This window comes from Cystobacter fuscus DSM 2262, from assembly GCF_000335475.2.
Taxonomy (GTDB): Bacteria; Myxococcota; Myxococcia; order Myxococcales; family Myxococcaceae; genus Cystobacter; species Cystobacter fuscus.
Genome location: NZ_ANAH02000066.1, coordinates 445,288 through 466,839, shown reverse-complemented (window position 1 = coordinate 466,839; position 21,552 = coordinate 445,288). Strand labels below are relative to the sequence as shown.

General features: G+C 67.9%; 19 protein-coding genes and 2 tRNA genes. 10 read left to right on the top strand and 11 right to left on the bottom strand.

Going from position 1 to position 21,552, the window contains the following annotated elements; all coding sequences use genetic code 11:
- Positions 1-59: 59 nt before the first annotated feature.
- On the bottom strand, positions 60-512 hold the full coding sequence (locus tag D187_RS42560; RefSeq protein ID WP_002620717.1) for a MarR family winged helix-turn-helix transcriptional regulator: 453 nt from the start codon (positions 510-512) through the stop codon (positions 60-62).
- Between the two features lie 132 nt (positions 513-644).
- On the opposite strand from D187_RS42560, the gene D187_RS42555 reads away from it, so the two are divergent.
- The 4 genes from D187_RS42555 to D187_RS42540 all read left to right on the top strand — a co-directional run bounded on the left by D187_RS42555 (position 645) and on the right by D187_RS42540 (position 3,795).
- On the top strand, positions 645-1,061 hold the full coding sequence (locus D187_RS42555) for an organic hydroperoxide resistance protein (protein WP_002620716.1): 417 nt from the start codon (positions 645-647) through the stop codon (positions 1,059-1,061).
- 41 nt (positions 1,062-1,102) lie between these two features.
- Positions 1,103-2,137, top strand: coding sequence for an alpha/beta fold hydrolase (locus tag D187_RS42550; protein ID WP_002620715.1), 1,035 nt, complete (start codon positions 1,103-1,105; stop codon positions 2,135-2,137).
- Between the two features lie 68 nt (positions 2,138-2,205).
- Positions 2,206-2,772, top strand: coding sequence for a TetR/AcrR family transcriptional regulator (locus D187_RS42545; protein ID WP_002620714.1), 567 nt, complete (start codon positions 2,206-2,208; stop codon positions 2,770-2,772).
- Between the two features lie 54 nt (positions 2,773-2,826).
- The gene (locus tag D187_RS42540) at positions 2,827-3,795 is read left to right on the top strand and encodes a quinone oxidoreductase family protein (RefSeq protein ID WP_002620713.1); all 969 of its coding nucleotides are present in this window, start codon (positions 2,827-2,829) and stop codon (positions 3,793-3,795) included.
- Here D187_RS42540 and D187_RS42535 read toward each other — a convergent pair.
- From D187_RS42535 to D187_RS42515, 5 genes are all read right to left on the bottom strand, one after another.
- Positions 3,785-5,137, bottom strand: a complete 1,353-nt coding sequence (locus D187_RS42535) for an ATP-binding protein (protein WP_043434284.1) — start codon at positions 5,135-5,137, stop codon at positions 3,785-3,787. The genes D187_RS42540 and D187_RS42535 overlap by 11 nt on opposite strands.
- Positions 5,134-5,874: a response regulator gene (locus D187_RS42530; protein ID WP_002620711.1), complete on the bottom strand. Its 741-nt coding sequence runs from the start codon at positions 5,872-5,874 to the stop codon at positions 5,134-5,136. Before D187_RS42530 ends, D187_RS42535 begins: the two co-directional genes overlap by 4 nt.
- Positions 5,875-5,938: 64 nt before the next feature.
- Positions 5,939-6,478, bottom strand: coding sequence for a thioredoxin family protein (locus D187_RS42525; RefSeq protein ID WP_043434281.1), 540 nt, complete (start codon positions 6,476-6,478; stop codon positions 5,939-5,941).
- A gap of 2 nt (positions 6,479-6,480) precedes the next feature.
- A complete protein-coding gene (locus D187_RS42520; RefSeq protein WP_002620709.1) occupies positions 6,481-7,173 on the bottom strand; it encodes a cytochrome c biogenesis CcdA family protein in 693 nt (230 codons plus the stop codon).
- Position 7,174: 1 nt separating this feature from the next.
- Positions 7,175-7,972, bottom strand: coding sequence for an alpha/beta fold hydrolase (locus D187_RS42515; protein ID WP_002620708.1), 798 nt, complete (start codon positions 7,970-7,972; stop codon positions 7,175-7,177).
- 364 nt (positions 7,973-8,336) lie between these two features.
- Between D187_RS42515 and D187_RS42510 the strand changes: the two genes are divergently transcribed.
- From D187_RS42510 to D187_RS42490, 5 genes are all read left to right on the top strand, one after another.
- On the top strand, positions 8,337-8,855 hold the full coding sequence (locus D187_RS42510; protein ID WP_002620707.1) for an EF-hand domain-containing protein: 519 nt from the start codon (positions 8,337-8,339) through the stop codon (positions 8,853-8,855).
- A 52-nt stretch (positions 8,856-8,907) separates the two neighbouring features.
- Entirely contained in the window at positions 8,908-9,753 is an 846-nt protein-coding gene (locus D187_RS42505) for an HvfB family MNIO-type RiPP peptide maturase (protein ID WP_002620706.1), read from the top strand.
- Positions 9,750-10,535, top strand: a complete 786-nt coding sequence (locus D187_RS42500) for an HvfC family RiPP maturation protein (RefSeq protein WP_002620705.1) — start codon at positions 9,750-9,752, stop codon at positions 10,533-10,535. Before D187_RS42505 ends, D187_RS42500 begins: the two co-directional genes overlap by 4 nt.
- Positions 10,532-11,173: a ferric reductase-like transmembrane domain-containing protein gene (locus tag D187_RS42495; RefSeq protein ID WP_002620704.1), complete on the top strand. Its 642-nt coding sequence runs from the start codon at positions 10,532-10,534 to the stop codon at positions 11,171-11,173. The genes D187_RS42500 and D187_RS42495 overlap by 4 nt, the downstream gene beginning before the upstream one ends.
- Before the next feature lie 91 nt (positions 11,174-11,264).
- Positions 11,265-14,270: an amidohydrolase family protein gene (locus D187_RS42490; protein ID WP_081714073.1), complete on the top strand. Its 3,006-nt coding sequence runs from the start codon at positions 11,265-11,267 to the stop codon at positions 14,268-14,270.
- 31 nt (positions 14,271-14,301) lie between these two features.
- On the opposite strand, the gene D187_RS42485 is transcribed toward D187_RS42490, so the two are convergent.
- Complete coding sequence (locus tag D187_RS42485; protein ID WP_051256783.1) at positions 14,302-14,931, bottom strand: LysE family translocator; 630 nt, start codon at positions 14,929-14,931, stop codon at positions 14,302-14,304.
- 197 nt (positions 14,932-15,128) lie between these two features.
- Between D187_RS42485 and D187_RS42480 the strand changes: the two genes are divergently transcribed.
- A complete protein-coding gene (locus tag D187_RS42480; RefSeq protein WP_002620700.1) occupies positions 15,129-18,326 on the top strand; it encodes a response regulator in 3,198 nt (1,065 codons plus the stop codon).
- A 70-nt stretch (positions 18,327-18,396) separates the two neighbouring features.
- On the opposite strand, the gene D187_RS42475 is transcribed toward D187_RS42480, so the two are convergent.
- The 4 genes from D187_RS42475 to D187_RS42455 all read right to left on the bottom strand — a co-directional run bounded on the left by D187_RS42475 (position 18,397) and on the right by D187_RS42455 (position 21,465).
- Positions 18,397-19,860 carry a hypothetical protein gene (locus D187_RS42475; RefSeq protein WP_002620699.1) on the bottom strand — a complete coding sequence of 488 codons (1,464 nt, stop codon included), beginning with the start codon at positions 19,858-19,860 and terminating at the stop codon, positions 18,397-18,399.
- A gap of 837 nt (positions 19,861-20,697) precedes the next feature.
- Positions 20,698-20,774 (bottom strand) — tRNA-Asp (locus D187_RS42465).
- A gap of 74 nt (positions 20,775-20,848) precedes the next feature.
- A tRNA-Pro gene (locus D187_RS42460) sits at positions 20,849-20,925 on the bottom strand.
- 123 nt (positions 20,926-21,048) lie between these two features.
- Positions 21,049-21,465 carry an integration host factor subunit alpha gene (locus tag D187_RS42455; protein ID WP_002620697.1) on the bottom strand — a complete coding sequence of 139 codons (417 nt, stop codon included), beginning with the start codon at positions 21,463-21,465 and terminating at the stop codon, positions 21,049-21,051.
- Positions 21,466-21,552 lie beyond the last annotated feature (87 nt).

Here is a 21,552-nt window from a genome sequence, read left to right as displayed (position 1 = left end):
CTTGGGAGGTAATCCCAAGCAGGAGCCGGAGGGGGGCGAGCGCTCTCGTCGGCGGCCGTCTATTGCCCGTCGGCGTGGCGGATGAGGTTGTCGCGAAGCCTGGTGACGGCGCGCTGCAGCGTGGCGAATTCTTCCGGCTCGAGGCCGGCCGCCTTGACCAAGGTCTTTTGCAGGCCCTTCTCGCGCAGCTGGCGACCCGCCTCGGTCAGGCTGACGATCACCTGGCGCTCGTCGGCTGGATCGCGTCGGCGCTTCAGATAGCCGAGGGTCTCCAGCTTCTTGAGGATCGGCGTGAGCGTGTTGGATTCCAAGAAGAGCCTGGCGCCCAGGCCGCCGACCGTTTGCTCGTCCTCCTCCCACAGGGCGACGATGATGATCCACTGGGTGTAGCTCACTCCCAGCTCGTCGAGGATGGGCTTGTAGGCCCGCCCGTACGCCAGGTTGGCCGAGTAGATCGCGAAGCACATGAAGTCCGCCAACTTCGGGGGCTTCGGGTTCTGGGACTTGGTCATGTGGGCCTTCGTGTGATGGAGACCGACTACATATAGCTCGGACCCGATTGAATCGGAAGGTTGACGAATGCCACGGGCTCGGGTTATCAACTCGGAACCGATTAAATCGGTTCCGACCAACAGGAGCAATCCATGTCCCCCATCGAAAACGTTCTCTACACTGGCAAGACGCATACGACCGGCGGCCGCGACGGCACCGCGCGCAGCTCGGACGGCCGGCTCGACATCAAGCTGTCGCCGCCCGGGTCCGCCGGAGCGGGCACCAACCCCGAGCAGCTGTTCGCCGCCGGCTGGTCGGCCTGCTTCATCGGGGCGATGAGCCTCGCCGCGCGCGGCATGAACGTGACCCTCCCCGCCGGCGCCGCGGTCGACGCCGAGGTGGATCTCGGCACGACGGCGGGCGCCTTCTTCCTGCAGGCGCGCCTGAAGGTGAGCCTGCCGGGCCTGGAGGCGAACCTCGCCCGCTCGCTCATCGAGGCGGCCCACCAGACCTGCCCCTACTCCAAGGCCACGCGCGGCAACATCGCCGTGACGCTCGACCTCGCCTGAGCTCGCGTCCAACCGACCAGAGACAAGCCAGGAGACCGCCCATGACCTTCAAACCCGACGACCTCGCCAATCCAGGCCGGCGCCGCCTGCTCATCGCGGGGGCCTTCGCCGTCGGCGCCTGGAACCAGCTCGCCTGTGCGGCACTCGCCGAGCCCACCCTGCCCGCCCCGCCCGCTCCCTGGGCGCCGATCCAACAGATCGACGCCGGCGACCTCTCCATCGGCTACGCCGACTTCGGCCCGCCCGACGGCCCGCCGGTGATCCTGCTGCACGGATGGCCCTACGACATCCACAGCTTCGTGGACGTCGTCCCGCGGCTGACGGCCGCCGGGCGCCGGGTCATCGTGCCCCACCTCCGTGGCTACGGGACGACACGCTTCCGCTCCGGAGACGCCGTCCGCAACGGGCAGCAGGCGGCCCTTGCCATCGACGTGATCAACCTCATGGACGCGCTGGGTCTCGCCCAGGCGGTGATCGCCGGCTTCGACTGGGGCGCGCGCACCGCCGACATCGTCGCGGCGCTCTGGCCGGAGCGCTGCACGGCGCTGGTCTCGGTGAGCGGCTATCTGATTGGCAGCCCGCAGGCCAACCAGGAGCCCCTGACGCCGGAGGCGGAGCTTTCCTGGTGGTACCAGTTCTACCTCGCCACCGAGCGTGGCCGCCTCGGCTACGAACGCAACCTGCGCGACTTCACCCGGCTCATCTGGCGGACCGCCTCGCCGCAATGGCAATTCAGCGAGGCGACCTTCGCCCGCTCGGCCCAGGCCTTCGACAATCCCGACCATGTGTCGATCGTCGTCCACAACTACCGCTGGCGCCTGGGCCTGGCGGCCGGCGAGGCCCGCTACGACGCCCTCGAGAGCCGCCTCGCGCGGTTCCCCGTGATCGGCGTGCCGACGATCACGATGGAAGGCGACGCCAACGGCGCGCCCCATCCGCAGCCAGCGGCCTACAGGGCGAGGTTTTCCGGGCCCTACGCCCATCGCCTGATCACCGGGGGGATCGGCCACAACCTGCCGCAGGAGGCGCCCGATGCCTTCGCCCAGGCGGTGCTCGACGTGACCGAGCTGCGCTAGGCCGGAAAAGGGCGGCGGCCCGCCGCTCTTTCTTGACCATCCGTTCCAAAATCATGTATCCAACGACCATGGCCAGACCCAAGGCGTTCGACACGGAGGAGGCGCTGGATGCCGCGATCGGCGTGTTCCGCGAGCATGGCTTCGAGGGGACCTCGGCCGACATGCTGGTCAAGGCCATGGGGATCGGCCGACAGAGCCTCTACGACACCTTCGGCGACAAATGGGGCGTCTATTGCGCCGCCGTACGGCGCTATGCGGCCCAGGAAGGCGAAGCCCACGCCGCGGCCCTGCGCAGTCGGCCGCGGGCCATCGAAGGCCTTCGGGCCATGGTGGAGCGCCTGGTCAAGGACGCCGGGCAGGCCTGCCTCGGAGTGGGGTCCATCTGTGAGTTCGGCCGCGCGCGGGCCGATCTGGCGAAAATCCACGACGCCGCCGAGCGAGCGCTGCACGGCATGATCGTCGAACGCGTGCGCGCGGCCCAGGCCGACGGCGACGTCGGCGTCGATCTGAAGCCCGAAGAGGCGGCGGGTTTCCTCCTCGCGAGCTTCGCCGCCATCCGCATCGCCGCCCGGGGCGGCGCCAAAGCCGACCAGCTGCGCGGCCTGGGCCGGCTCGCGCTGCGCGCCCTGCGGTGAGCTTCCTTTTTTTTGCACGATTCTGGAATGAACATTCAACATGAGGAGAGAACGATGAAAGCTGTCGTGATGACCCGCCAGGGCGGGCCCGAGGTCATGGCGTTCGTGGAGCGTCCCGAGCCGGTCGTGGGGCCGGGCGAGGCGCTCGTGGAGATCGCCGCGGCGGGCGTGAACTTCATGGACACGGGGGTGCGGCGGGGGCTCGCCTGGAGCGACATGCCGGACCCGAAGATCCTGGGTGTCGAAGGCGCCGGGCGAGTCCTGTCGGTTGGCGCCGGCGTCGAGCCGGCGTGGGTGGGACGCCGGGTCGCCTGGGTCTACGCGCCTGGCAGCTACGCCGAACGGATCTCCATCCCGGTCGACGCGCTCGTGCCGCTGCCCGACGCCCTCGACGAGCGCACGGCGGCGGCGGTGATGATGCAGGGTCTGACCGCGAGCCACTTCGCCACCGACTTCCACCCCGTGCAGCCCGGCGAGGTCGCGCTCGTCCATGCGGCCGCCGGCGGCCTGGGCCTGCTCCTCACCCAGATCATCAAGCTGAGGGGGGGCCGTGTCATCGGCCGCGTATCGCACGCGGACAAGGTCGCCGTCGCGCTCGAGGCGGGCGCCGACCATGTGATCGTCGACGCCGAGGGCCGGTTCGCCGACGAGGCGGTCCGCCTCTCCGGCGGCGAAGGAGTGCACGTGGTCTACGACGGCTCGGGTCCGCAGACCTTCCAGGCTTCCCTGGCCGCCTTGCGCCGCAGCGGGACCTTTTGCTGGTACGGGCCGGTGCTCGGCGGGCCCGGGCCCATCGACGTGATGAGCTTGCCCAAGAGCATCAAGCTCGGCTACGCGGTCTTCTCCGACCATGTCGCGACCCGCGAGCTGCTGCGCGGCCGCGCCGCGCGCCTGTTCGACTGGATCGCCGCCGGCGCGCTGAAGGTCAGGATCGGGGGCGTCCATCCGCTGGCCGAAGCCGCGCGGGCCCATGCGGACATGGAGAGCCGCCGCACGACCGGCAAGCTCCTGCTCATCCCGTAGAGCGCCCCGTGGAGGCCGGTGCCACCGGCAGAAGCAGCGTCGCGCGCAGGCCACCGCCGCTACGGTTGGCGAGCACGAGTTCGCCGTCCAGCGTGGCCGCCAGCTGATGAGCGATGGCCAGCCCCAGTCCGGTGCCGCCGGTATCGCGGTTGCGCGAGCTCTCCAGCCGGTAGAACGGTTGCAGTACCGCCTGCATCTCCTGTTCGGGGATGCCCGGGCCACGGTCGCACACGTCCACGGCCACGCGCCCGTCATCGAGCTGGCGCACGCCGACCTCGGCGGCGCCGCCGTACTTCACCGCGTTGTCGATCAGGTTCTCGACGATGCGCCGCAATGTCGGCGGCCGCGTGCTCAACGAAGCGCGCGCGCATTCGCCCAGCGTGACCGGCTTGCCCGCGTCCTGGTAGTCGCACACCACGCTGTCGAGCAATGCGTGCAGGTCCAGCCGCACCGCTGGGCCGGTGGCTCCGTGGGTGCTGCGCGCGTAGGCGATGCCCTCGCGCACCAACTGCTGCAACTGCTCCAGGTCGCCGATCAGGCGGTCGCGGTCGGCGCCCTCCTCCATCGCTTCCAGGCGCAGCTTCATGCGCGTGATCGGGGTTTGCAGGTCGTGCGAGATCGCGGCCAGGATCTGCAGCCGCTCCGCGAGATAGTGACCGATGCGCGCCTGCATCGCATTGAACGCGGTGGCGGCCTTGACCACTTCCACCGGCCCTTCCTGCGGCAGCGGCGGATGCGTGCGCGCCGGGTCCAGCCGCTCGACCGCGTCGGCCAGTTGCACCAGCGGACGCGTCGCCAGCCGCACCGCCAGCCACGCGCACAGCAGCAGCAGCGCCAGTTGCGCCGCCAGCACCACCGGCAGCCAGCGCGCGATCGGCATCACCGAGGGTGTGACCTCGATGGTCAACGGCTGGCCATCGGCCAGGGTGAGCTCCACCTCGAAGCGCTCCGGCGAGGTGGACACCGTGCGCGCCCGCAGGCGGTAGTGATGGTTCAGGCTGCGGTCGATCAGGGCGGTGACCTCGCGCGCGCGGTCGCTGGTCAGCGGCACGCCGGGCCGCGCCGGGCCAGGCAGGTAGCGGTAGGTGCGCCGCTCCAGGCGCGGCGCCCATCGCACGCGCTCGGCCGGGCTCAGACGTTCGAGCAGGGCCACGCTGACGGCCACGTCCTGGTCCAGGTGGGTGAGCATCATCGAACGCGCGACCACGTAGCGCTCGGAGAACAGCAGCGCGAAGGACAGCGCGTGCGCGAGCAGCAAGCCGGTGAACAGGATCAAGGTCAGGCGCGCGCCAAGGGTGCGTGGCAGCAGGCGTCGCCAGCCGGTGCGCGGGGGGGCGTTCATGCGTTCTCGCCGAGCAGGACCACGGGCTGGCAGAACACGTAGCCCTCGCTGCGCACGGTCTTGATGTAGGCCTGCCCGCGCGCGTCGTCGCGCAGGCGCTGGCGCAGGCGGCTGACGAGCAGGTCGATGGAGCGGTCGAACAACTCGGCGTCGCGGCCCCGGGTGAGGTTGAGCAGCTGGTCGCGGCTGAGCACGCGCTGCGGGTGGTCGAGGAACACGCGCAGCAGGCGGAACTCCGCGCCGCTGAGCGGATAGGCGGTGCCGTCCTCGTCGAGCAGGTGGCGCGCGGTGGTGTCCAGCCGCCACTGGCCGAAGCCGATCAGCCGGCCGGCCTCGGTGACCTGCAGGTTGGGCGGCAGCATGCGCGAGCGCCGGATCACCGCGTTGATGCGCGCCAGCAGCTCGCGCGCGGAGAACGGCTTGACCACGTAGTCGTCCGCACCCATCTCCAGGCCGACGATGCGATCGGTCTCCTCGTCGCGCGCGGTGAGCATCACCACCGGCACGTTGCGGTGCTTGCCGGCGCGCAGGTTGCGGCACAGGGACAGACCGTCCTCGCCGGGCATCATCACGTCGAGCACGATCAGGTCGACGTCGCTGGTGTCCAGCGCCGCGCGCATCTCGCGGCCGTCGGCTGCGAGCGTGGTGCGCAGACCGTTGCGCTGCAGGTACTCGCCGACCATGCGGCGGATCTCGCGGTCGTCGTCGACGATGAGGATGTGGTCTGTATGAGCCATGGTGTCGTCCGTGGGAAGAATGGCGGCGCCGCGCTACGGACGCCGCCATGATAGCGCGCCAGCGTCAGCGCGCGGCCAGCAAGGCCTGGATCCGCGCCTCGGTGCGGTCGTAGTCGCCCTCACCGAAATGGCGGTACACCACCCGGCCCTCGCTGTCGATCAGGTAGAGCGCGGGCCAGTACTGGTTGCCGTAGGCGTTCCAGATCCGGTAGCCATTGTCCTGCACCACCGGATGGTGGATGCCCAGGCGCTGCACCGCCTCGCGCACGTTGGCGCTCACGCGTTCGTAGCCGTATTCGGGCGTGTGCACGCCGACCACGACCAGGCCCTGGTCGGCGTAGCGCGCGTGCCATTGCGAGACGTAAGGCGCCACGCGCAGGCAGTTGATGCACGAGTAGGTCCAGAACTCGACCAGCACGACCTTGCCGCGCAGCTTCGACATGCTCAGCGGGGGGCTGTTGATCCACTCGCCGCCGCCGCTGAAGTCCGGCGCGGTGGTGAGCGGGGCCGGCCGCGCCTCATCGGCGCGGGAGGAGGACCAGGCCAGCACGGTGGACACGGTGGCGATGGCGGTGATGAGAAAGGCACGGAGGAAGGTAGGCATGTTCACAATCCGGTGGAGATGGAGGGGAGCCACGGCAGCAGTCGAGCGGTGAGCGCGGCATCGAGCTGCCACAACTGGAGCAGGGCCATGGCCACGGCGCAGACGCCGAAGCCGCGCCGCACCCAGGCGGTGTGGCGTTGCAGCGGGCGCAGCCGAGCACTGGCCCAGCGACCGCCGTAGATCAGGGCCAGCAGCGGCGTGGCCGCGCCGAGCGCGTACACGCCGAGCAGGACGCTGGCGCGCGCGGTGGCCTGGGCGCTGGCGGCCAGCGCCAGCACCGAGGCCAGCACCGGCCCGGCGCATGGCGTCCAGGCGATGCCAAGCGAGACTCCGACCAGCAGCGCGCCGCCCGCGCCGGCCGCCCGCGGTTGCCAGGCGAACAGACGCGAGCCGGCCAGCCAGCGCTGCTGTAGCCGTTCGAACGGCGCCGGCCACACACAGGCCAGCCCGGCCAGCAGCAGCACCACGAGCGCGGCCACGCGCACGCCCGCCTCGAACTGGCCGGAGGACGCCGCCAGCGCGCCGATGGCGATGCCGCCGGCGGCGAAGGAGGCGACGAAGCCGACGACGATCAGCAGCGGTTCGCGGCGGTCGTCGCCGGCCCCGCGCGCCAGCACGATGGGCAGCATCGGCAGCACGCACGGCGAGAGGATGGTGGCCACGCCAGCCAGCGCGGCCAGGACGAAGGCCCACATCTCAGCCACCCACCTTGGCCGGCGACGGATCGGCCGACTTCACCCCGGCGGCCTCGAGGATGACGTCGGCGACCTCGCCTGGATGGGACAGCATCGAGACATGGCTGGCCTGGATCGAATGCAGCCGCGCGCCGATGCGCTGCGCGGTGGCGGACTGCAACTGCGGGGCGAGCATGCGATCCTCGCGGCTGAGCACGTACCAGTTGGGCTTGTGCTTCCACGCCGCCCGCGCGACCGGCTCGGACAGCGCGCTGGCCTTCAGCGGGCCCTGGGTGCTGTAGATCAGGCGCGCGGTGGCTGCATCGAGGTCCTGCGCGAAGTCCTCTGCCACCGCCTCGGCCGGCAGCCACAGGAAGCCGTCGCGATCCTGCAGGCGCTGCAGCCCCGGCGCCGTCGGGAAAGGCTCGCCCTGCTGGGCCGAGTTCTCGCCGGCATCGGGCGCGAACGCGGACACGTACACCAGTGCGACCACCTTGTCGTCGTTGCCGGCCTCGGTGATGACCGTGCCACCCCAGGAGTGGCCGACCAACACCACCTTGCCCGGCGCGGCGGCGATGGCGCGACGGGTGGCGGCCACATCGTCCTGTAGCGAGGTCAGCGGGTTCTGCACCGCCAAGGCGGGCACCCCCCTGGCCTCCAGGCGTGGGATGATCTTGTTCCAGCTCGAACCGTCGGCGAAGGCGCCATGGACCAGGATCACCGTGGGGGCGGCCGGATCGGTAGGCACCGGACCCGAGCACGCGGCGGCCGGAACCAGGGCGATGGCCATCAGCGCGGCCAGCATCGTCTTGCGAATCATTGAGAGCACTCCTGTGGAAGGAGCACTCATTGCAAGCCACGACTGTATCGCCGCTGTTTCCGCGCGGCCGGCTTCTTGTCACACAATGTGTCGGCGCGGCGTGGGGCTACGTTTCGACACACAACGCCCGCGCCAGCCACGCCGGTGCGCGGTCGCGTGGCCTCACCCCATGCGGGTTGCCCACCGCCGGGCATTTCGTATCGAAATGTATCGACCGCCGTCCGCGACACAGGCGCTGACAAAACTCCGGCCCGCCCGACACAGTGCGGATACCTCGCGCCCTTGAAATGCCCACCATCCCATTCAACGCCGCCATGGCGAGGAGCCGTCCATGTCAACGCAACGTCCCGCAGGAAAGCCTACCATGTCCCATTCCGAATCCCGCAATCGCAAACCCCTCGTCGGCGCGATCGGCGTCGCCCTGGCCGGCGGCGTGCTGCTCAGCACGCAGGCGCTGGCGATGCAACCACTGACCCTCGGCGCGATGGCCGAGGCCAGCGTCGGCGAAGGCGGGTGTGGCGAAGCCGGATGCGGCGCCAGCCCCACCACCGCCAAGACGGGCACCACCGCCAAGACGGGCACCACCGCCAAGACAGGCACCACCGCCGCGCCAGCCGCCGAGGGCAAGTGTGGCGAAGGCAAGTGTGGCGAAGGCAAGTGCGGCGATGCCTCCTTCGCCCGCACCGATAGCAACCACGACGGCAAGGTCTCGCGCGCGGAGTTCCTCGCCGTGGCCGCCAAGCGCGCGGCCGACTTCGACCGCATCGACAGCGACCACGACGGCTACATCAGCGAGAAGGAGGCGCACGACTTCCTGCGCGCGACCTACGAGGCGAACGGCAAGACCCTGCCGAAGGGCCGCTTCGCCCACATCGTCGACTGAGAACACCCCGCGCCGCCGCCTCCGGGCGGCGGCGCCCCAGCGGAGTAACGAGATGAATCCCACCCTGCACACCGCCTCGGCCGGGCTCGGCCTGCGCCGCGGCATGCTCACCGATCTGCTCGCCCTGACGCCAGATGCGGTCGATTTCCTGGAATGCGCGCCGGACAACTGGATCGGCGTGGGCGGTTCCTTCGGCAAGGTGCTGGACGAACTGTCCACGCGCTTTCCAATCACCTGCCATGGCCTGTCGCTGTCGCTGGGCGGCACCGACCCGCTGGACCGCCGGCTGCTGGTGCGCACGCGCGAATTCATCGACCGTCACGCGGTCACGCTCTACAGCGAGCACCTGAGCTATTGCGCGGCCGACGGCCAGCTCTACGACCTGCTGCCGCTGCCGTTCACCGAGGAAGCCGTGCGCCATGTCGCCGCGCGCATCTCGCAGGTGCAGGACATGCTGGGCCGGCGCATCGCGGTGGAGAACATCTCCTACTACGCGGTGCCCACGCCGGCGATGAGCGAGAGCGAATTCATCAACGCGGTGCTGGCCGAGGCCGACTGCGACCTGCTGCTGGACGTGAACAACGTCTTCGTCAACGCCTGCAACCACGGCTACGACGCCTTCGGATTCCTCGACCAGCTGCCGCCCGATCGCGTGGCCGCGTACCACGTCGCCGGCCACATCGACCAGGCCGACGGCCTCAAGATCGATACCCACGGCGCCACGGTGAAGGGACTGGTGTGGACCCTGCTCGACCATGCCTACGCACGCTTCGGTGTGCGCCCGACCCTGCTCGAACGCGACTTCAATTTCCCGCCGATCGCCGAGCTGATGGCCGAGGTGGCACGCATCCGCGACACGCAGGCCGCGCACCTGCCACGGCTGGAGCTCGTGCCATGACCACCGCGCTGCGCGCGCTGCAACTGGCCTGGGCGGCACATGTGCGCGATCCCTCGCGACCGCCACCGCCGGGCGTAGACCCGGCACGGCTGGCGCTGTACCGCACGCTGTGCGTGAACGGCGTCGAGTCGCTGCTCACCGGCAGCTTCCCGCGCCTGTACATGATGTTGGGCGAGGCCGGGTGGCGTCGCGCCATCGAGGACTTCTACCGCCGGCACCGCTGCGATACGCCGCTGTTCCCGCGGGTCGCTGGCGAGTTCGCCGCATGGCTGGCCGAGTCCGACACGGCGCTACCGCCGTGGGCGGCGGAACTGGCCGACTACGAATGGAGCCGGCATGCGCTGCTGTTCGCCGAGGCCACCGCCGCACCCGCCCCCATGGCCGAGCCGGCTCTGGACGTGCCGCTGGCACTGTCGCCGCTGGCCCACGTGCGCGGCTATCACTGGCCGGTGCATGTGGAGTCGGCACTGCCGCCCGACACCGACGCACCGCCGGCCGCGCCCACCCTGCTGTTGCTGCGGCGCGATGCGGACCATGTGCTGCGCACCGACCGCCTCTCTCCGTTCGCCTATCGCCTGTTGCAGGCCATCGCCACCGGATCCGACAGCGCGCGGGCGCATCTCTCCGCGCTGGCACACGAGAGCGGCACGGCCGCGGCCGACATGCTGGCGCACGGGCAGGTGCTGCTCGCCGAGCTGTGGTCCGCGCGCATCCTCGTGACGGCCAGTGCTCCCGCCGACGCCGACCCCTTCCACCCCGACCGAATGGAGTCCTCACCATGAACCCGCTCCCCTCACCCCACCGCTTCGGCGGCTGGAAATTGTTCCTGATGCTGGCCGCGCTGCTGATGGGCGCCGCGGGCGCCGCCTACCTGCTCGGCCCCGACGCCGTGGAAGGCAGCCGCCGCGCGATCCGCGTCACCGCCCGTACCTCCTTCGTTCTGTTCCTGGCCGCGTTCACCGCATCCTCGTTCGCCGCGCTGCTGCCCGGCCCGTTCACCCAGGCGTTGCTGCGCGAGCGACGCATCGTCGGCCTGTCGTTCGCGTTCTCGCACCTGCTGCACGCGATCGCGATCTACGCCTTCGGCCAGCTCAATCCCGAGTTCTGGCCCGGCCGCTCCACCCTGACCAACCTGCCCGGCACACTCGGCTACGTGTCCATCCTGCTGCTGGCGGTGACCTCACATCGCGGTCTTGCCCGGCGCATGGGCCCGACCGCCTGGCGGCGGCTGCACGTCACCGGCATGTGGGTGATCGCGGCGGTGTTCACCTCTTCGTACTTCAAGCGCGTGCCGATGAACTACTGGTACGCCGTGCCTTCGGCGCTGCTGTTCACCGCGGTGGTGGTGCGGCTGATCGCCAAGCGCGCCCAGGCCCTCCGGCGCGGCACGCGGTCTCCCCTGGCTCCGACCTCCGCCTGACGTGTTTGAATCGTGGTGCTCGGACCGCGCTGACCCTATTCAGACTTCAGACGTGCGCCCCGTAGCGCGCGAAGTAGAACAGGACATCACCATGCCTCCTCTGCATTCCCATCGAAGTATGTTTTTCATTTCTCGAAGTGTGTTGGCCATTTCGGCATTCTTCCTTCTTACGGGCGCCAAGGGCCTGGACCAGGGCGGCACGGGAGCGACGCTGGCCGCTCCATCGTTGACGGGCTCGCCAGCGGCGGGCAGGATCAATGGTCTGCTCGATCCCGTGAGAGAGTTCACGCTCACCCTCACGGAAGGTACCAACATGGCGGCAGCGCCGTCTCCAGACGCGACGCGGATCGCGCTGGCGCTGCAGGGAGCACTCTACGTGGTGCCATTCTCGGGAGGCGAGGCAAGACGAATTTCCACCTGGAGCATGGAAGTCACGCACCCGGTATGGTCACCTGACGGCTCGCGCATCGCGTTCCAGAACTACGACACCGAAGGCAATTATCACATCTGGACGATCGCTCCCGATGGATCAAATGCCACTCGCGTCACGAGCGGTCCGTTCGATGATCGCGAGCCGAGTTGGAGCGCCGACGGCTCGCGCCTCGTCTTTTCTTCTGACCGCGGCGGCGACATGCAATACAAGATCTGGAGCATCGGCATTGCCGACGGCCAGTATCAGCAGCTGACCACGGGAGCGGGAGCCGAAAGCCATCCCGCGCTGAGCCCCGATGGCACGAAGCTGCTGCTCGTCGAGAATGGCGGCGTCGTCCTGGTGGACCTCGTCACGGGTGCACGCACCTCTCGCGGGGCCGGCAGCGCGCCCGCGTGGACACCCGATGGAGGCGACGTGATCTCGCAGGGTGGCGGCTATTGGAGCGTGAACGGAATGCCCGTGAATGCCGCCAGCGAGGATCTGTTTCCGTTCCCCGCGCGCTTTCTGCCGGACGGCCGCTTCTTGTACACCGGCGACGGCAAGATCAGGATCCGTACAACCACGGGTGAGAGTGTCAGCGATGTTCCCTTCAGCGCCCATGTCGCGCTGCGCCGGCCTGTTTTCACACCGAAGGCGCAGCATCGCCTCGACGATCTTGACTGGCGTACCGTGAAGGGCATTTCAGCTCCGATCCTGTCTCCGAACGGGGAGAAGGTCGCCTTCGTCGCGCTCAACGACATCTGGGTGCTGAGCATCAACGGCGACGGCCAGCCGGTCCGGCTGACCGACACGAGGGACTACAAAGCCAGTCCTGGATGGTCGCCCGACGGCAGCTTCGTCTACTTCTCCACGGACAGGGAAAGTGGCGGCGTTCTCGCCGTCGACAAAGTGGAGCTGTCCTCTCGCAAGCGCAGCCGGCTTGCCATCCTCACCGGCATCTCGATGGCGTATCCCTCGCTTTCGCCCAGCGGCCGGCAGCTCGCCTATTGGACCGGAGGTGGCCGGGTGGAGATCCATGATCTCGCGGCACGCACGAGCACCGTCATCGTGAATCCTTCGCTCGGAACGGGTGTCAGCCGCCCTTCGTGGTCACCCGATGAGCGGCTACTCGCTGTCTGTGACGCCGAGCGGGTGAACAACCGATTCAGGGAGGGGTACAACAAGCTCAGGATCATCGACATCAACAACAAGACAGCGGTGTTTCATGCGGTCGGGCCAACGCCCGCGAGCATTTCCGAGCGAAATGAAGCAGGCCCCGTGTGGTCGCCCGATGGACGCAAGATGGCGTTCATCATGGATTCGTTGCTGTATGTCATGCCGGTCAATCCCGATGGCTCGCCGAACGGTCCCGCCGCGCAGTTGACCCCATACGCAGCGGACATGCCTTCCTGGGGACCGGATTCCAATACGCTCCTCTTCATGGCGAGCGGTCACCTGCGCACGATCAACCTCTCGAGCAGGGCCACGCACGATATCGCTCTCGACATGCGGTACAGGCAGGCCACGCCCGCCGGCATCACCATCATCCACGCGGGCAGTCTCTGGGACGGCGTGACCGCAACCCTCCAGTACAACAAGGACATCATCATCGACAAGAATCGCATCGTCGCGATCGAGCCGCACGGAACGAGAGCCGCGGACACCGCGAACAAGTACATCGATGCGTCCGGCTTGACCGTCATGCCGGGCCTCTGGGATTCACACGTCCATCCTCTCGACGTCTTCAACAATCAGGCCTACGGACTCGCCTGGGCCGAGATGCTCGCCTGGGGGGTGACGTCGACGCTTTCCATGGGCGGAGATCTGTATCAGAGCGTCGAGGTCCGCGAGGCGCTGGATGCTGGAGTCCTGGTGGGCCCTCGCGCGTTCATCGCACCGCCGCTCTACGATGGCTCGCGAGTCTTCTACCCGTCCGCCAGAGCCGTGCGCAACGAGCAGGTCGCCGAGCTCGAAATGGGCAGGATGAAGCCCTTCGACGTCGATCTGCTCAAGGCGTACGTGCGGGCTCCCATTCCAGTGATGGAGATCGTCGCACGTACGGCCCACGAACTCGGCCTGCCGAGCTTTTCGCACTTCCTCTCTCCGGGAATCCAGACCGGACTGCTGGGCACGTCGCACCTGTCCGCGACTGAGCGGCTGGGCTATTCCTGGTCGATCTCCACTCGTTACCAGGACGTCCGCGAGCTTCGCACCCATGGACTGTTCAATATGGTTGCCACCACGGGCTCCTCGCAGAACGATCCGGTTGTCCGCGGCGGAGGTCTGGTCACGATGGGTACTGATTTCCCGTTGGCGCCCGCTGGCAGCGGACTGCACACGATCCTGCGGGAGGAAGCCACGACGCTGGGCGCTTTCGAGGTGCTGAAGACCGTGACCATCAACGGTGCACTCAACGCACGCGTTGGCCACGAGTTGGGAAGCATCGAGCCCGGCAAGCTCGCCGATTTGATCGCCATCCGCGGCAATCCTCTCGAGAACGTGGCGAACGTTGGGAACATCGTGTACGTGGTCAAGAACGGTCTGGCGACCACGCCAGAGGAGATCAGGGCGCGATTCACCACGACCAGGGCATTGACGCAGCGAGCGAAGGCGCTCGATGCGTTCGCCAAGGCCTGCAGGAAGGATCCGGAGTGGTGCCATCCGCCGAGCATGGCTGGCCACTGAGCGTCATCGCCTGACGGAAGCGCGAGGGGGGCTACTTCCGCTCGAGCAGGGCGAGCCGCAGCCCGAGCCCCACGAACACCAGCCCCGTGGCGCGCTTGAAGAGGGTGGACGAGCCCACGCGGTGCTTCGTCCATCGCCCGGCCCCGCTCGACACGAGCGCCACCACCGTGTTCACCAGCGTGCCCGAGGCATTGAAGAGGAACCCGAGCAGGACGAGTTGCGCCGCCACGGGGCCGCGCTTCGGGTCCACGAATTGAGGGAGGAAGGCGAGGAAGAACAGGGCCACCTTGGGGTTGAGCACGTTGGTGACGACGCCCTGGCGGAAGATGGCCCACAGGCGGGCGTTCTCGACGGTGGGCGCGGCCAGCCCGGTGTCGCGGCTGAGGAGCGCGCGCACGCCGATGTAGAGCAGATAGGCGGCGCCCGTGAGCTTCACCACCTCGAACGCGAGCGGCACGGCCATGAGCAGTCCCGAGAGCCCCGCGGCGATGGCGAAGGTGTGCACGAGGCATCCAACCGCGATGCCCAGCGCCGAGACGATGCCCGCCTTGCGGCCCTCGCTCACGCTACGGGCCACCACGTAGAGCATGTCGGGGCCGGGCGTCACGTTGAGCGCGAGCGTCGCGGCCAGGAACAACATCGAGGTCGTCAAGTCGAGCATGGCGAGTTTGTATCACGCTCCGGTAGATGGGTAGGGCATTGGGAGCGAACCGCGAATGTTGGGGGGAGCGGCAGGAGGCCCGTCTCTTTTTCAGCAGCCGACCAAGCGGCGGAATGCCCTTGTTCAACCTGCATTTCGGGGTGGTGGGAACCCGTTTCCGCGGCTAGTGGTCTCCTTCCATGTTGAGATCGCATCCCTTGACGTCGAAGGAGCAGCAGCAGGAACCCCACGGTGACATCTTCGTCGGCGACGGCGAGATGGCCAGGCTGATGCGGGCCCACGACTGGGCCTCCTCTTCCCTGGGCGCGCCGGAGAACTGGCCGAACGCGCTGAAGGTGGCCCTTCGGCTGCTGCTCACCTCGCGGTTCGAGATGTGGCTGGGCTGGGGCCCCGACATCAACTTCTTCTACAACGACGCCTACCGGCCCACACTGGGGGTCAAGCACCCGAAGTCGCTCGGGGTGCCGACCCGAATCCTGTGGGCCGAGGTCTGGGACGACATCAAGGATCGCCTGCAGACCGTCTACGAGCGGGGAGAGGCGACCTGGGACCGGGCTCTGCTGCTGCTCCTGCGCCGCAACGGCTATCCCGAGGAGACCTACCACACCTTCTCCTATAGCCCGTTGATCGGCGACAGCGGCAAGGTGGAAGGGGTGTTCTGCGCCGTCTCGGAAGAGACGGACCGGGTGATCAGCGAGCGGCGCCTGGCGTCGCTCCGCGAGCTGGCCTCCCGGCTCGCTCCCGCCTCGAGCCGGGCCGAGGTGATCAACGCCGTCCGGGAGGGGCTCGGCGGCAATCTGCACGATCTGCCCTTCAGCCTGACCTACCTGTTCGACGAGGAGGGCCAGGGGCATCTGGCCTGCGCGACCGGGATTGCGCCCGGCCACGGCCGCGCGCCCGCGACCCTGGCCGCGAGCGGCGACATCTGGGACCTGAGCGCCATCTGGGCCGGCGAGGCCAACGTGACGGTGGACCTCCGCGACCGTGAGGCCCTGCCGACGGGCGCCTGGGACAGGCCACCGACCACCGCCGCGGTGGTTGCGCTGATCGGCCAGGGCGGGGAGCGTCCGCGAGGAGCGATGATCGTCGGACTGAACCCCTACCGCCCGGTGGACGAGAGCTACGTGCCGTTCCTGAAGCTCCTGGCGGGGCAGGTGTCGTCCAGCCTGGCCAGCGCCGAGGCGCACGAAGCCGCGCACCAGAGGGCCGCGGCGCTGGCGGAGGCCGTGGAGATGCGCCAGAAGGCGGCCGACGTCCTGCGCCAGGCCAATGAGCGGCTGACCTCCGAGGTCGAGCTGCGCACCCAGGAGCGTGACCGCTTCCGCACGCTGTTCCAGCAGGCTCCCAGCTTCATGTGCATCCTGTCCGGCCCGGACCACGTGTTCGAGCTGGTCAACGACGCCTACCTGCAGCTGGTCGGCCACCGAGACCTGATCGGCCTTCCGGTGCGCGAGGCCCTGCCGGAGATCGAGGGCCAGGGCTTCTTCGAGCTGCTGGACGGGGTCTACACCAAGGGCGAGGCCTTCGTGGGCCGCAACATGCCGGTGATGATCCAGCGCGCGCGCGGCGGTGCGATGGAGGAGCGTTTCGTCCACCTCGTCTATCAGCCGATCATGGAGCCGGACGGCAAGGTGTCCGGCATCTTCGTCGATGGCTACGACGCCACGCACCAGAAGCGAGCCGAAGAGCAACTGCAGAACCTGAACGAGACGCTCGAGCAGCGGGTCGCGGCGCGCACGGACGAGCTGGCGGACGCGCTCGAGCGCCTGCGGCGGGAGACGGCCGAACGGCAGAAGATGGAGGCGGCGCTCCGCCAGGCCCAGAAGATCGAGGCCCTCGGCAAGCTCACGGGGGGCGTCGCCCACGACTTCAACAACCTCCTGCAGGTGATCAGCGGAAACCTGCAGCTGCTGGTCAAGGACATCGCCGGCAACGCCCGGGCCGAGACCCGCGTGCAGAACGCCCTGGCCGGGGTGGCGCGAGGCTCGAAGCTGGCCTCGCAGCTCCTGGCCTTCGGCCGTCGTCAGCCGCTGGAGCCCAAGGTGGTGAACCTGGGCCGCCTGCTGAAGAACATGGACGATCTGCTGCGGCGGGCGCTGGGCGAGGACATCGAGATCGAGACCGTGGTGTCGGGCGGGCTGTGGAACACCCTGGTCGACCCGAACCAGATCGAGAACGCCATCCTCAACCTGGCGATCAACGCCCGGGACGCCATGCACGACGGCGGCCGACTGACGATCGAGGCGGGCAACGCCCTGCTGGACGACGAGTACGCGCTCCAGCACGAGGAGGTGAAGCCCGGGCAATACGTGATGATCGCCGTCACCGACACCGGCGCCGGGATCCCACCGGACCTCCTGGAGCGCGTGTTCGAGCCCTTCTTCAGCACCAAGCCGGAAGGGAAAGGGACCGGGCTGGGGCTCTCGATGGTGCACGGACTGGTCAAGCAGTCCGGCGGCCATATCAAGCTCTACAGCGAGGTCGGCGAGGGCACGACCATCAAGCTGTACCTGCCGCGCGTCGCCCAGAGCGAGGACGTCCTCACCGACATCAGCAAGGCGCCGGTGCGCGGCGGGACCGAGACCATCCTGGTGGTCGAGGACGACGACGACGTGCGGGAGACCGCGGTCGGCCTGCTCTCCGAGCTCGGCTACCGGGTGCTCAAGGCCCGCGATGCGGCCAGTGCCCTGAACGTCATCGAGAGCGGAATCCCGATCGATCTCCTGTTCACGGACGTGGTGATGCCCGGCCCGCTGCGGAGCCCGGAGCTCGCCCGCAAGGCCAAGAAGCGCCTCCCGCACCTCGGGGTGCTGTTCACCTCGGGCTACACCGAGAACGCCATCGTCCACCACGGACGGCTGGATCCGGGGGTGGAGCTGCTCTCCAAGCCCTACACGCGCGAGGCCCTGGCCCGGAAGGTGCGGCACGTGCTGGGCAACGAGGCGCAGCATCGGCTGGTCAAGCAGCAGCGGGAAGAGGCATCCGCTCCGAGCCCGGTGGCGGAGGACGTGCCACGTCGCCTCACGGTCGTGCTGGTCGAGGACGACGAGCTCATCCGTTCGAACACGGCCGAGCACCTGGTGGACCAGGGCCACATGGTGGTGGAGGCCCAGGACGCCGAGAGCGCGCTCACCGCGCTGTCCACCAGCCAGGCGGACGTACTCCTGACCGACGTGGGGCTGCCGGGGCGCTCGGGCGCGGAGCTGGCGCGCGAGGCCGTCGCCCGCTGGCCCCACCTGAAGGTGATCTTCGCCAGCGGCGACGATGCGGGGTTGGCGGAATCGGGCCTGTCGAACGCCGTGGTGCTGCTGAAGCCCTACACGCCCAAGGACCTGGCGGCGATCCTGGCGAAGGTGTCGGCCAAGGTGTCAAGGAATTCGAATCGCAGGACGTGAGACGAAGGGCCCGGAATCGTCGAGGTTTCCCTCTGGATTCCGAGCCCTTCACCTGACGAGGAGGGCGGGCCTACTCGAGGTGCTCGCCACGAACGACGAGCTCCTGGCCGGTGGTCGTCTTCGCGTAGAAGGCGACCCGGTGGTCTCCCCCGGCCTGCTGCCGGGGGGTTCCGGAGTACGCCACCCGGGCGTTGGCGATATCCGGATCAATGTACTCGTGCGACGGCGAGGGACCGAGCTGGGCAACCACCTCGCTGCCGATGGAGTCGCCGATCTGGATGACCGGAATCGGGGTGGCCAGGTTCAGCTTGAACGCCGAGCCGGTGAGGGACACATCGGCGCGAACGGTCCAGATGCCCGGCTGGGCGCTGAAGCGCCCCTGGTGGTGCGCGGCATTGGGCTTGCCCACGATGCTGACGACAAAGCTGTCCTCGGCCAGGCCCGAAGCGCCGAGCTGCTGGTGGGCCACGCCAATCCGCGAGTTCGTGTTGAACGAAGCGAAGGTGAAGGGATTGCCCTGCGGGTCGAACCCCAGCTCGCCGCTCCGGCAGGTCTCGCCGGCGTCACACGTCCCGTCCTGGTTGCCCTGGGTCGACGTGAGGTCTTCCACCTTCACGCCCGACAGCCGCACGAGCTTCCGGGTCGACCCGCCGATGTCGAGGCTCGCGAAGACACCCACCGCGGACTCCGCCGCCGGCTGGATCGCGCAGGCGCCATTGCTCTCGCCGTAGAAGACGATGATGCGACCATCGGGGCTGATGCCCGCGTAGTGGCCGATGTTCCAGAAACAAGCGGTGTCGGCGATGACCGTGGTGGAGGACAAGTTGTTGGATGAGAGCACCAGGGCTGGCCCATTATCCGTCTCGTGGACGTAGACGACATTGCCCGTGTTATCCATGGCAATGGCATCCGCCCGCGAGAGCGTGTTCCGCCGGTAGATGGGAGCATTCGCGGTGGCGGCATTCCGGGTGGCCACGATAGAGGCGGCGTCCTGAAGGTATTCCCCACTGAAGGCCGTCTGGTCCGAGTCGTTCAGGGCGACGAACGGTTCGAAGCCATAGAAGCCCGACGACCCATCGCTGTAGGTAATCGTCGTCGCGGTATCCTGCCCGGTCCAGAGGCGAACGCCCATCCCCCCGAGATTGCTCTCGCTCGAGAGCACGTGCCCCGCGGCGTTGATCCGGGGGTAGTACCCGAAATCGGTGTACACGGAACCCGTCGTGTTCAGGGGCGTGGAGCCATTGTCGAGGAAGATGCTGTCCCCGTCATTGATCTTCGCCGCCACGAACGCGACACGCCCCTGATCATTGATGGAGGGCACACCCGTGAAGACCGGATAAAGGGATGCCGCATGGACCTGACCACTGCCAGTCATGCCCATCACCTCGAAATCATAGAACGTTCCCTGGACGGTCGTCCCCTGGGACGTCAACGCCTGGCTGAGGCGGGTGTTCTCCTGGGGCTCGTGCGCGAGCGGTGCTTCCTGACAGGCACTCACCAAGAATCCCACGGAGACAAGAAACTTCTTCGACATGAAATACACTCCTGGTTTGGATTGAAAGACACAACTCGGCACCGGTCTTCATACGCAGGCACCTTGCCGTGCGGTCCGGCTTCTGAGTCTGTTCCTCAATGCCACAGCTCATTCGGAGTCGCTGTGAATCGCTTCACACCTCATGTCGAAATCTCAAATTCATCGGCATGAGGAGAGAACCAACAGGGGCACGAGCGTGGCCGTGGGCCATGGGAGGTCCACGTCGTGATGACTCGTCTGACATCTCTGGTTTTCAGGAGGTGTTGCCGGGTCGGTACATGCGAGGCGAGCTGGCTCCTGAGTCTGTACCCCCATGCCACATCCCATTCGGAGCCGCTGTGAAGTGATTCACACTTCATGTCGATTAGATACGTCCCCGCTCTTTCTCATATGGCTTTGTCGTTGGGTTGAGCAGTGTCGCGCGCAAAGCCGCACTTGCTCGACTTCGAGTCCGCCCTTGATACCGTCGTCACTGATGTGAACGATGACTACACAAGCTCGTCTTCCACTCGTGCGCGCCATTGGGGACCCACAAGGGTGACGACAAAGCTGTCATTGGCGAGGTCCGCCGCACCGCGCTGATTGGTGGGCCACCCCGCTCCGGGAAGCCAGGCGGTACGAGCCGAACCAGAACGGGCTGCCCTGCTGATGCTTCCGGGCCGGCGCGCCGGTGTCGAGGCTCGCGAAGACCCCGGCCACGAACTCCGCCTCCGGCTGGCTCGCGCAGGCGCCATGGAACTCACGCGGCATTGCCAAGGTCCGAGAACGAAGCGCGGAGGAACGGGGGAAGAGAAAAAACAAAGGGCCCGGAAACTTTCGTTTCCGGGCCCTTCATTCTGGCGAGGAGTACGGGACTTGAACCCGTGGCCTCCGGCGTGACAGGCCGGCGTTCTAACCAACTGAACTAACTCCCCACAACGACTGCTCCCCCGAAGGGGAAGATGAAGACCCTGGAGCCTACGATGAGGTCAGACTCCAGGGCCTTCAATGGTCGGGGCGACAGGATTTGAACCTGCGACCACTTGCACCCCAAGCAAGTGCGCTACCAGGCTGCGCTACGCCCCGTTGTGCTGTCTCCCGCGCGGTGCCTTTCGGCGTCGGCGAGATGGGCTGCCTTATGCCCCTACCCCATCCTCAGGTCAAGAAAGAGATCGGGCAGCCCTCGAAAAAATCACCCGGCTTTCGCCTTCATTCCGCCCGCGAGACCTTCACGGGCTCCAACCCCTCGAACTCCTCGTCCATGTCCTCCGGATCCAACCCGGCGGCCTCGGCGGCGTCGGCGGCGGCCTCCTCGGCGGCGTCCAGCTCGGAGTGGTTCTCCGGAATCTGCTCGCCGTTGAGTGCCGCCTTGAGCACCGCGCTCGGCCGGAAGGTCAGCACCCGGCGCGCCGAGATCTCGATCTCCTTGCCCGTCTGCGGGTTGCGGCCCACGCGCGCCTTCTTCTGGCGCACCTGGAAGTTGCCGAAGCCCGAGATCTTGATCTTGTCCCCCCGCTCGAGCGTTTCCTTGAAGGTGTCGAAGACGAGTTCCACGATCTCCGCCGACTCCTTCTTGGAGAAGCCGACCTTCTCGTAGACGCCCTCGATGATGTCCGCCTTGGTCATGCGCGTGCCTTCGCGTCCCTCTTCCGGAGTGAACCCGGCGGACTGTGACAGTCTTCCCCAACAACTGTCAACCCACCGGTTTCACTC

Bases quoted from the DNA above. Each gene is read 5' to 3' on its own strand.
- D187_RS42560 (WP_002620717.1), bottom strand. From the start codon at position 512: ATGACCAAGTCCCAGAACCCGAAGCCCCCGAAGTTGGCGGACTTCATG.
- D187_RS42555 (WP_002620716.1), top strand. From the start codon at position 645: ATGTCCCCCATCGAAAACGTTCTCTACACTGGCAAGACGCATACGACC.
- D187_RS42550 (WP_002620715.1), top strand. From the start codon at position 1,103: ATGACCTTCAAACCCGACGACCTCGCCAATCCAGGCCGGCGCCGCCTG.
- D187_RS42545 (WP_002620714.1), top strand. From the start codon at position 2,206: ATGGCCAGACCCAAGGCGTTCGACACGGAGGAGGCGCTGGATGCCGCG.
- D187_RS42540 (WP_002620713.1), top strand. From the start codon at position 2,827: ATGAAAGCTGTCGTGATGACCCGCCAGGGCGGGCCCGAGGTCATGGCG.
- D187_RS42535 (WP_043434284.1), bottom strand. From the start codon at position 5,137: ATGAACGCCCCCCCGCGCACCGGCTGGCGACGCCTGCTGCCACGCACC.
- D187_RS42530 (WP_002620711.1), bottom strand. From the start codon at position 5,874: ATGGCTCATACAGACCACATCCTCATCGTCGACGACGACCGCGAGATC.
- D187_RS42525 (WP_043434281.1), bottom strand. From the start codon at position 6,478: ATGCCTACCTTCCTCCGTGCCTTTCTCATCACCGCCATCGCCACCGTG.
- D187_RS42520 (WP_002620709.1), bottom strand. From the start codon at position 7,173: ATGTGGGCCTTCGTCCTGGCCGCGCTGGCTGGCGTGGCCACCATCCTC.
- D187_RS42515 (WP_002620708.1), bottom strand. From the start codon at position 7,972: ATGATTCGCAAGACGATGCTGGCCGCGCTGATGGCCATCGCCCTGGTT.
- D187_RS42510 (WP_002620707.1), top strand. From the start codon at position 8,337: ATGTCCCATTCCGAATCCCGCAATCGCAAACCCCTCGTCGGCGCGATC.
- D187_RS42505 (WP_002620706.1), top strand. From the start codon at position 8,908: ATGAATCCCACCCTGCACACCGCCTCGGCCGGGCTCGGCCTGCGCCGC.
- D187_RS42500 (WP_002620705.1), top strand. From the start codon at position 9,750: ATGACCACCGCGCTGCGCGCGCTGCAACTGGCCTGGGCGGCACATGTG.
- D187_RS42495 (WP_002620704.1), top strand. From the start codon at position 10,532: ATGAACCCGCTCCCCTCACCCCACCGCTTCGGCGGCTGGAAATTGTTC.
- D187_RS42490 (WP_081714073.1), top strand. From the start codon at position 11,265: ATGCCTCCTCTGCATTCCCATCGAAGTATGTTTTTCATTTCTCGAAGT.
- D187_RS42485 (WP_051256783.1), bottom strand. From the start codon at position 14,931: ATGCTCGACTTGACGACCTCGATGTTGTTCCTGGCCGCGACGCTCGCG.
- D187_RS42475 (WP_002620699.1), bottom strand. From the start codon at position 19,860: ATGTCGAAGAAGTTTCTTGTCTCCGTGGGATTCTTGGTGAGTGCCTGT.
- D187_RS42455 (WP_002620697.1), bottom strand. From the start codon at position 21,465: ATGACCAAGGCGGACATCATCGAGGGCGTCTACGAGAAGGTCGGCTTC.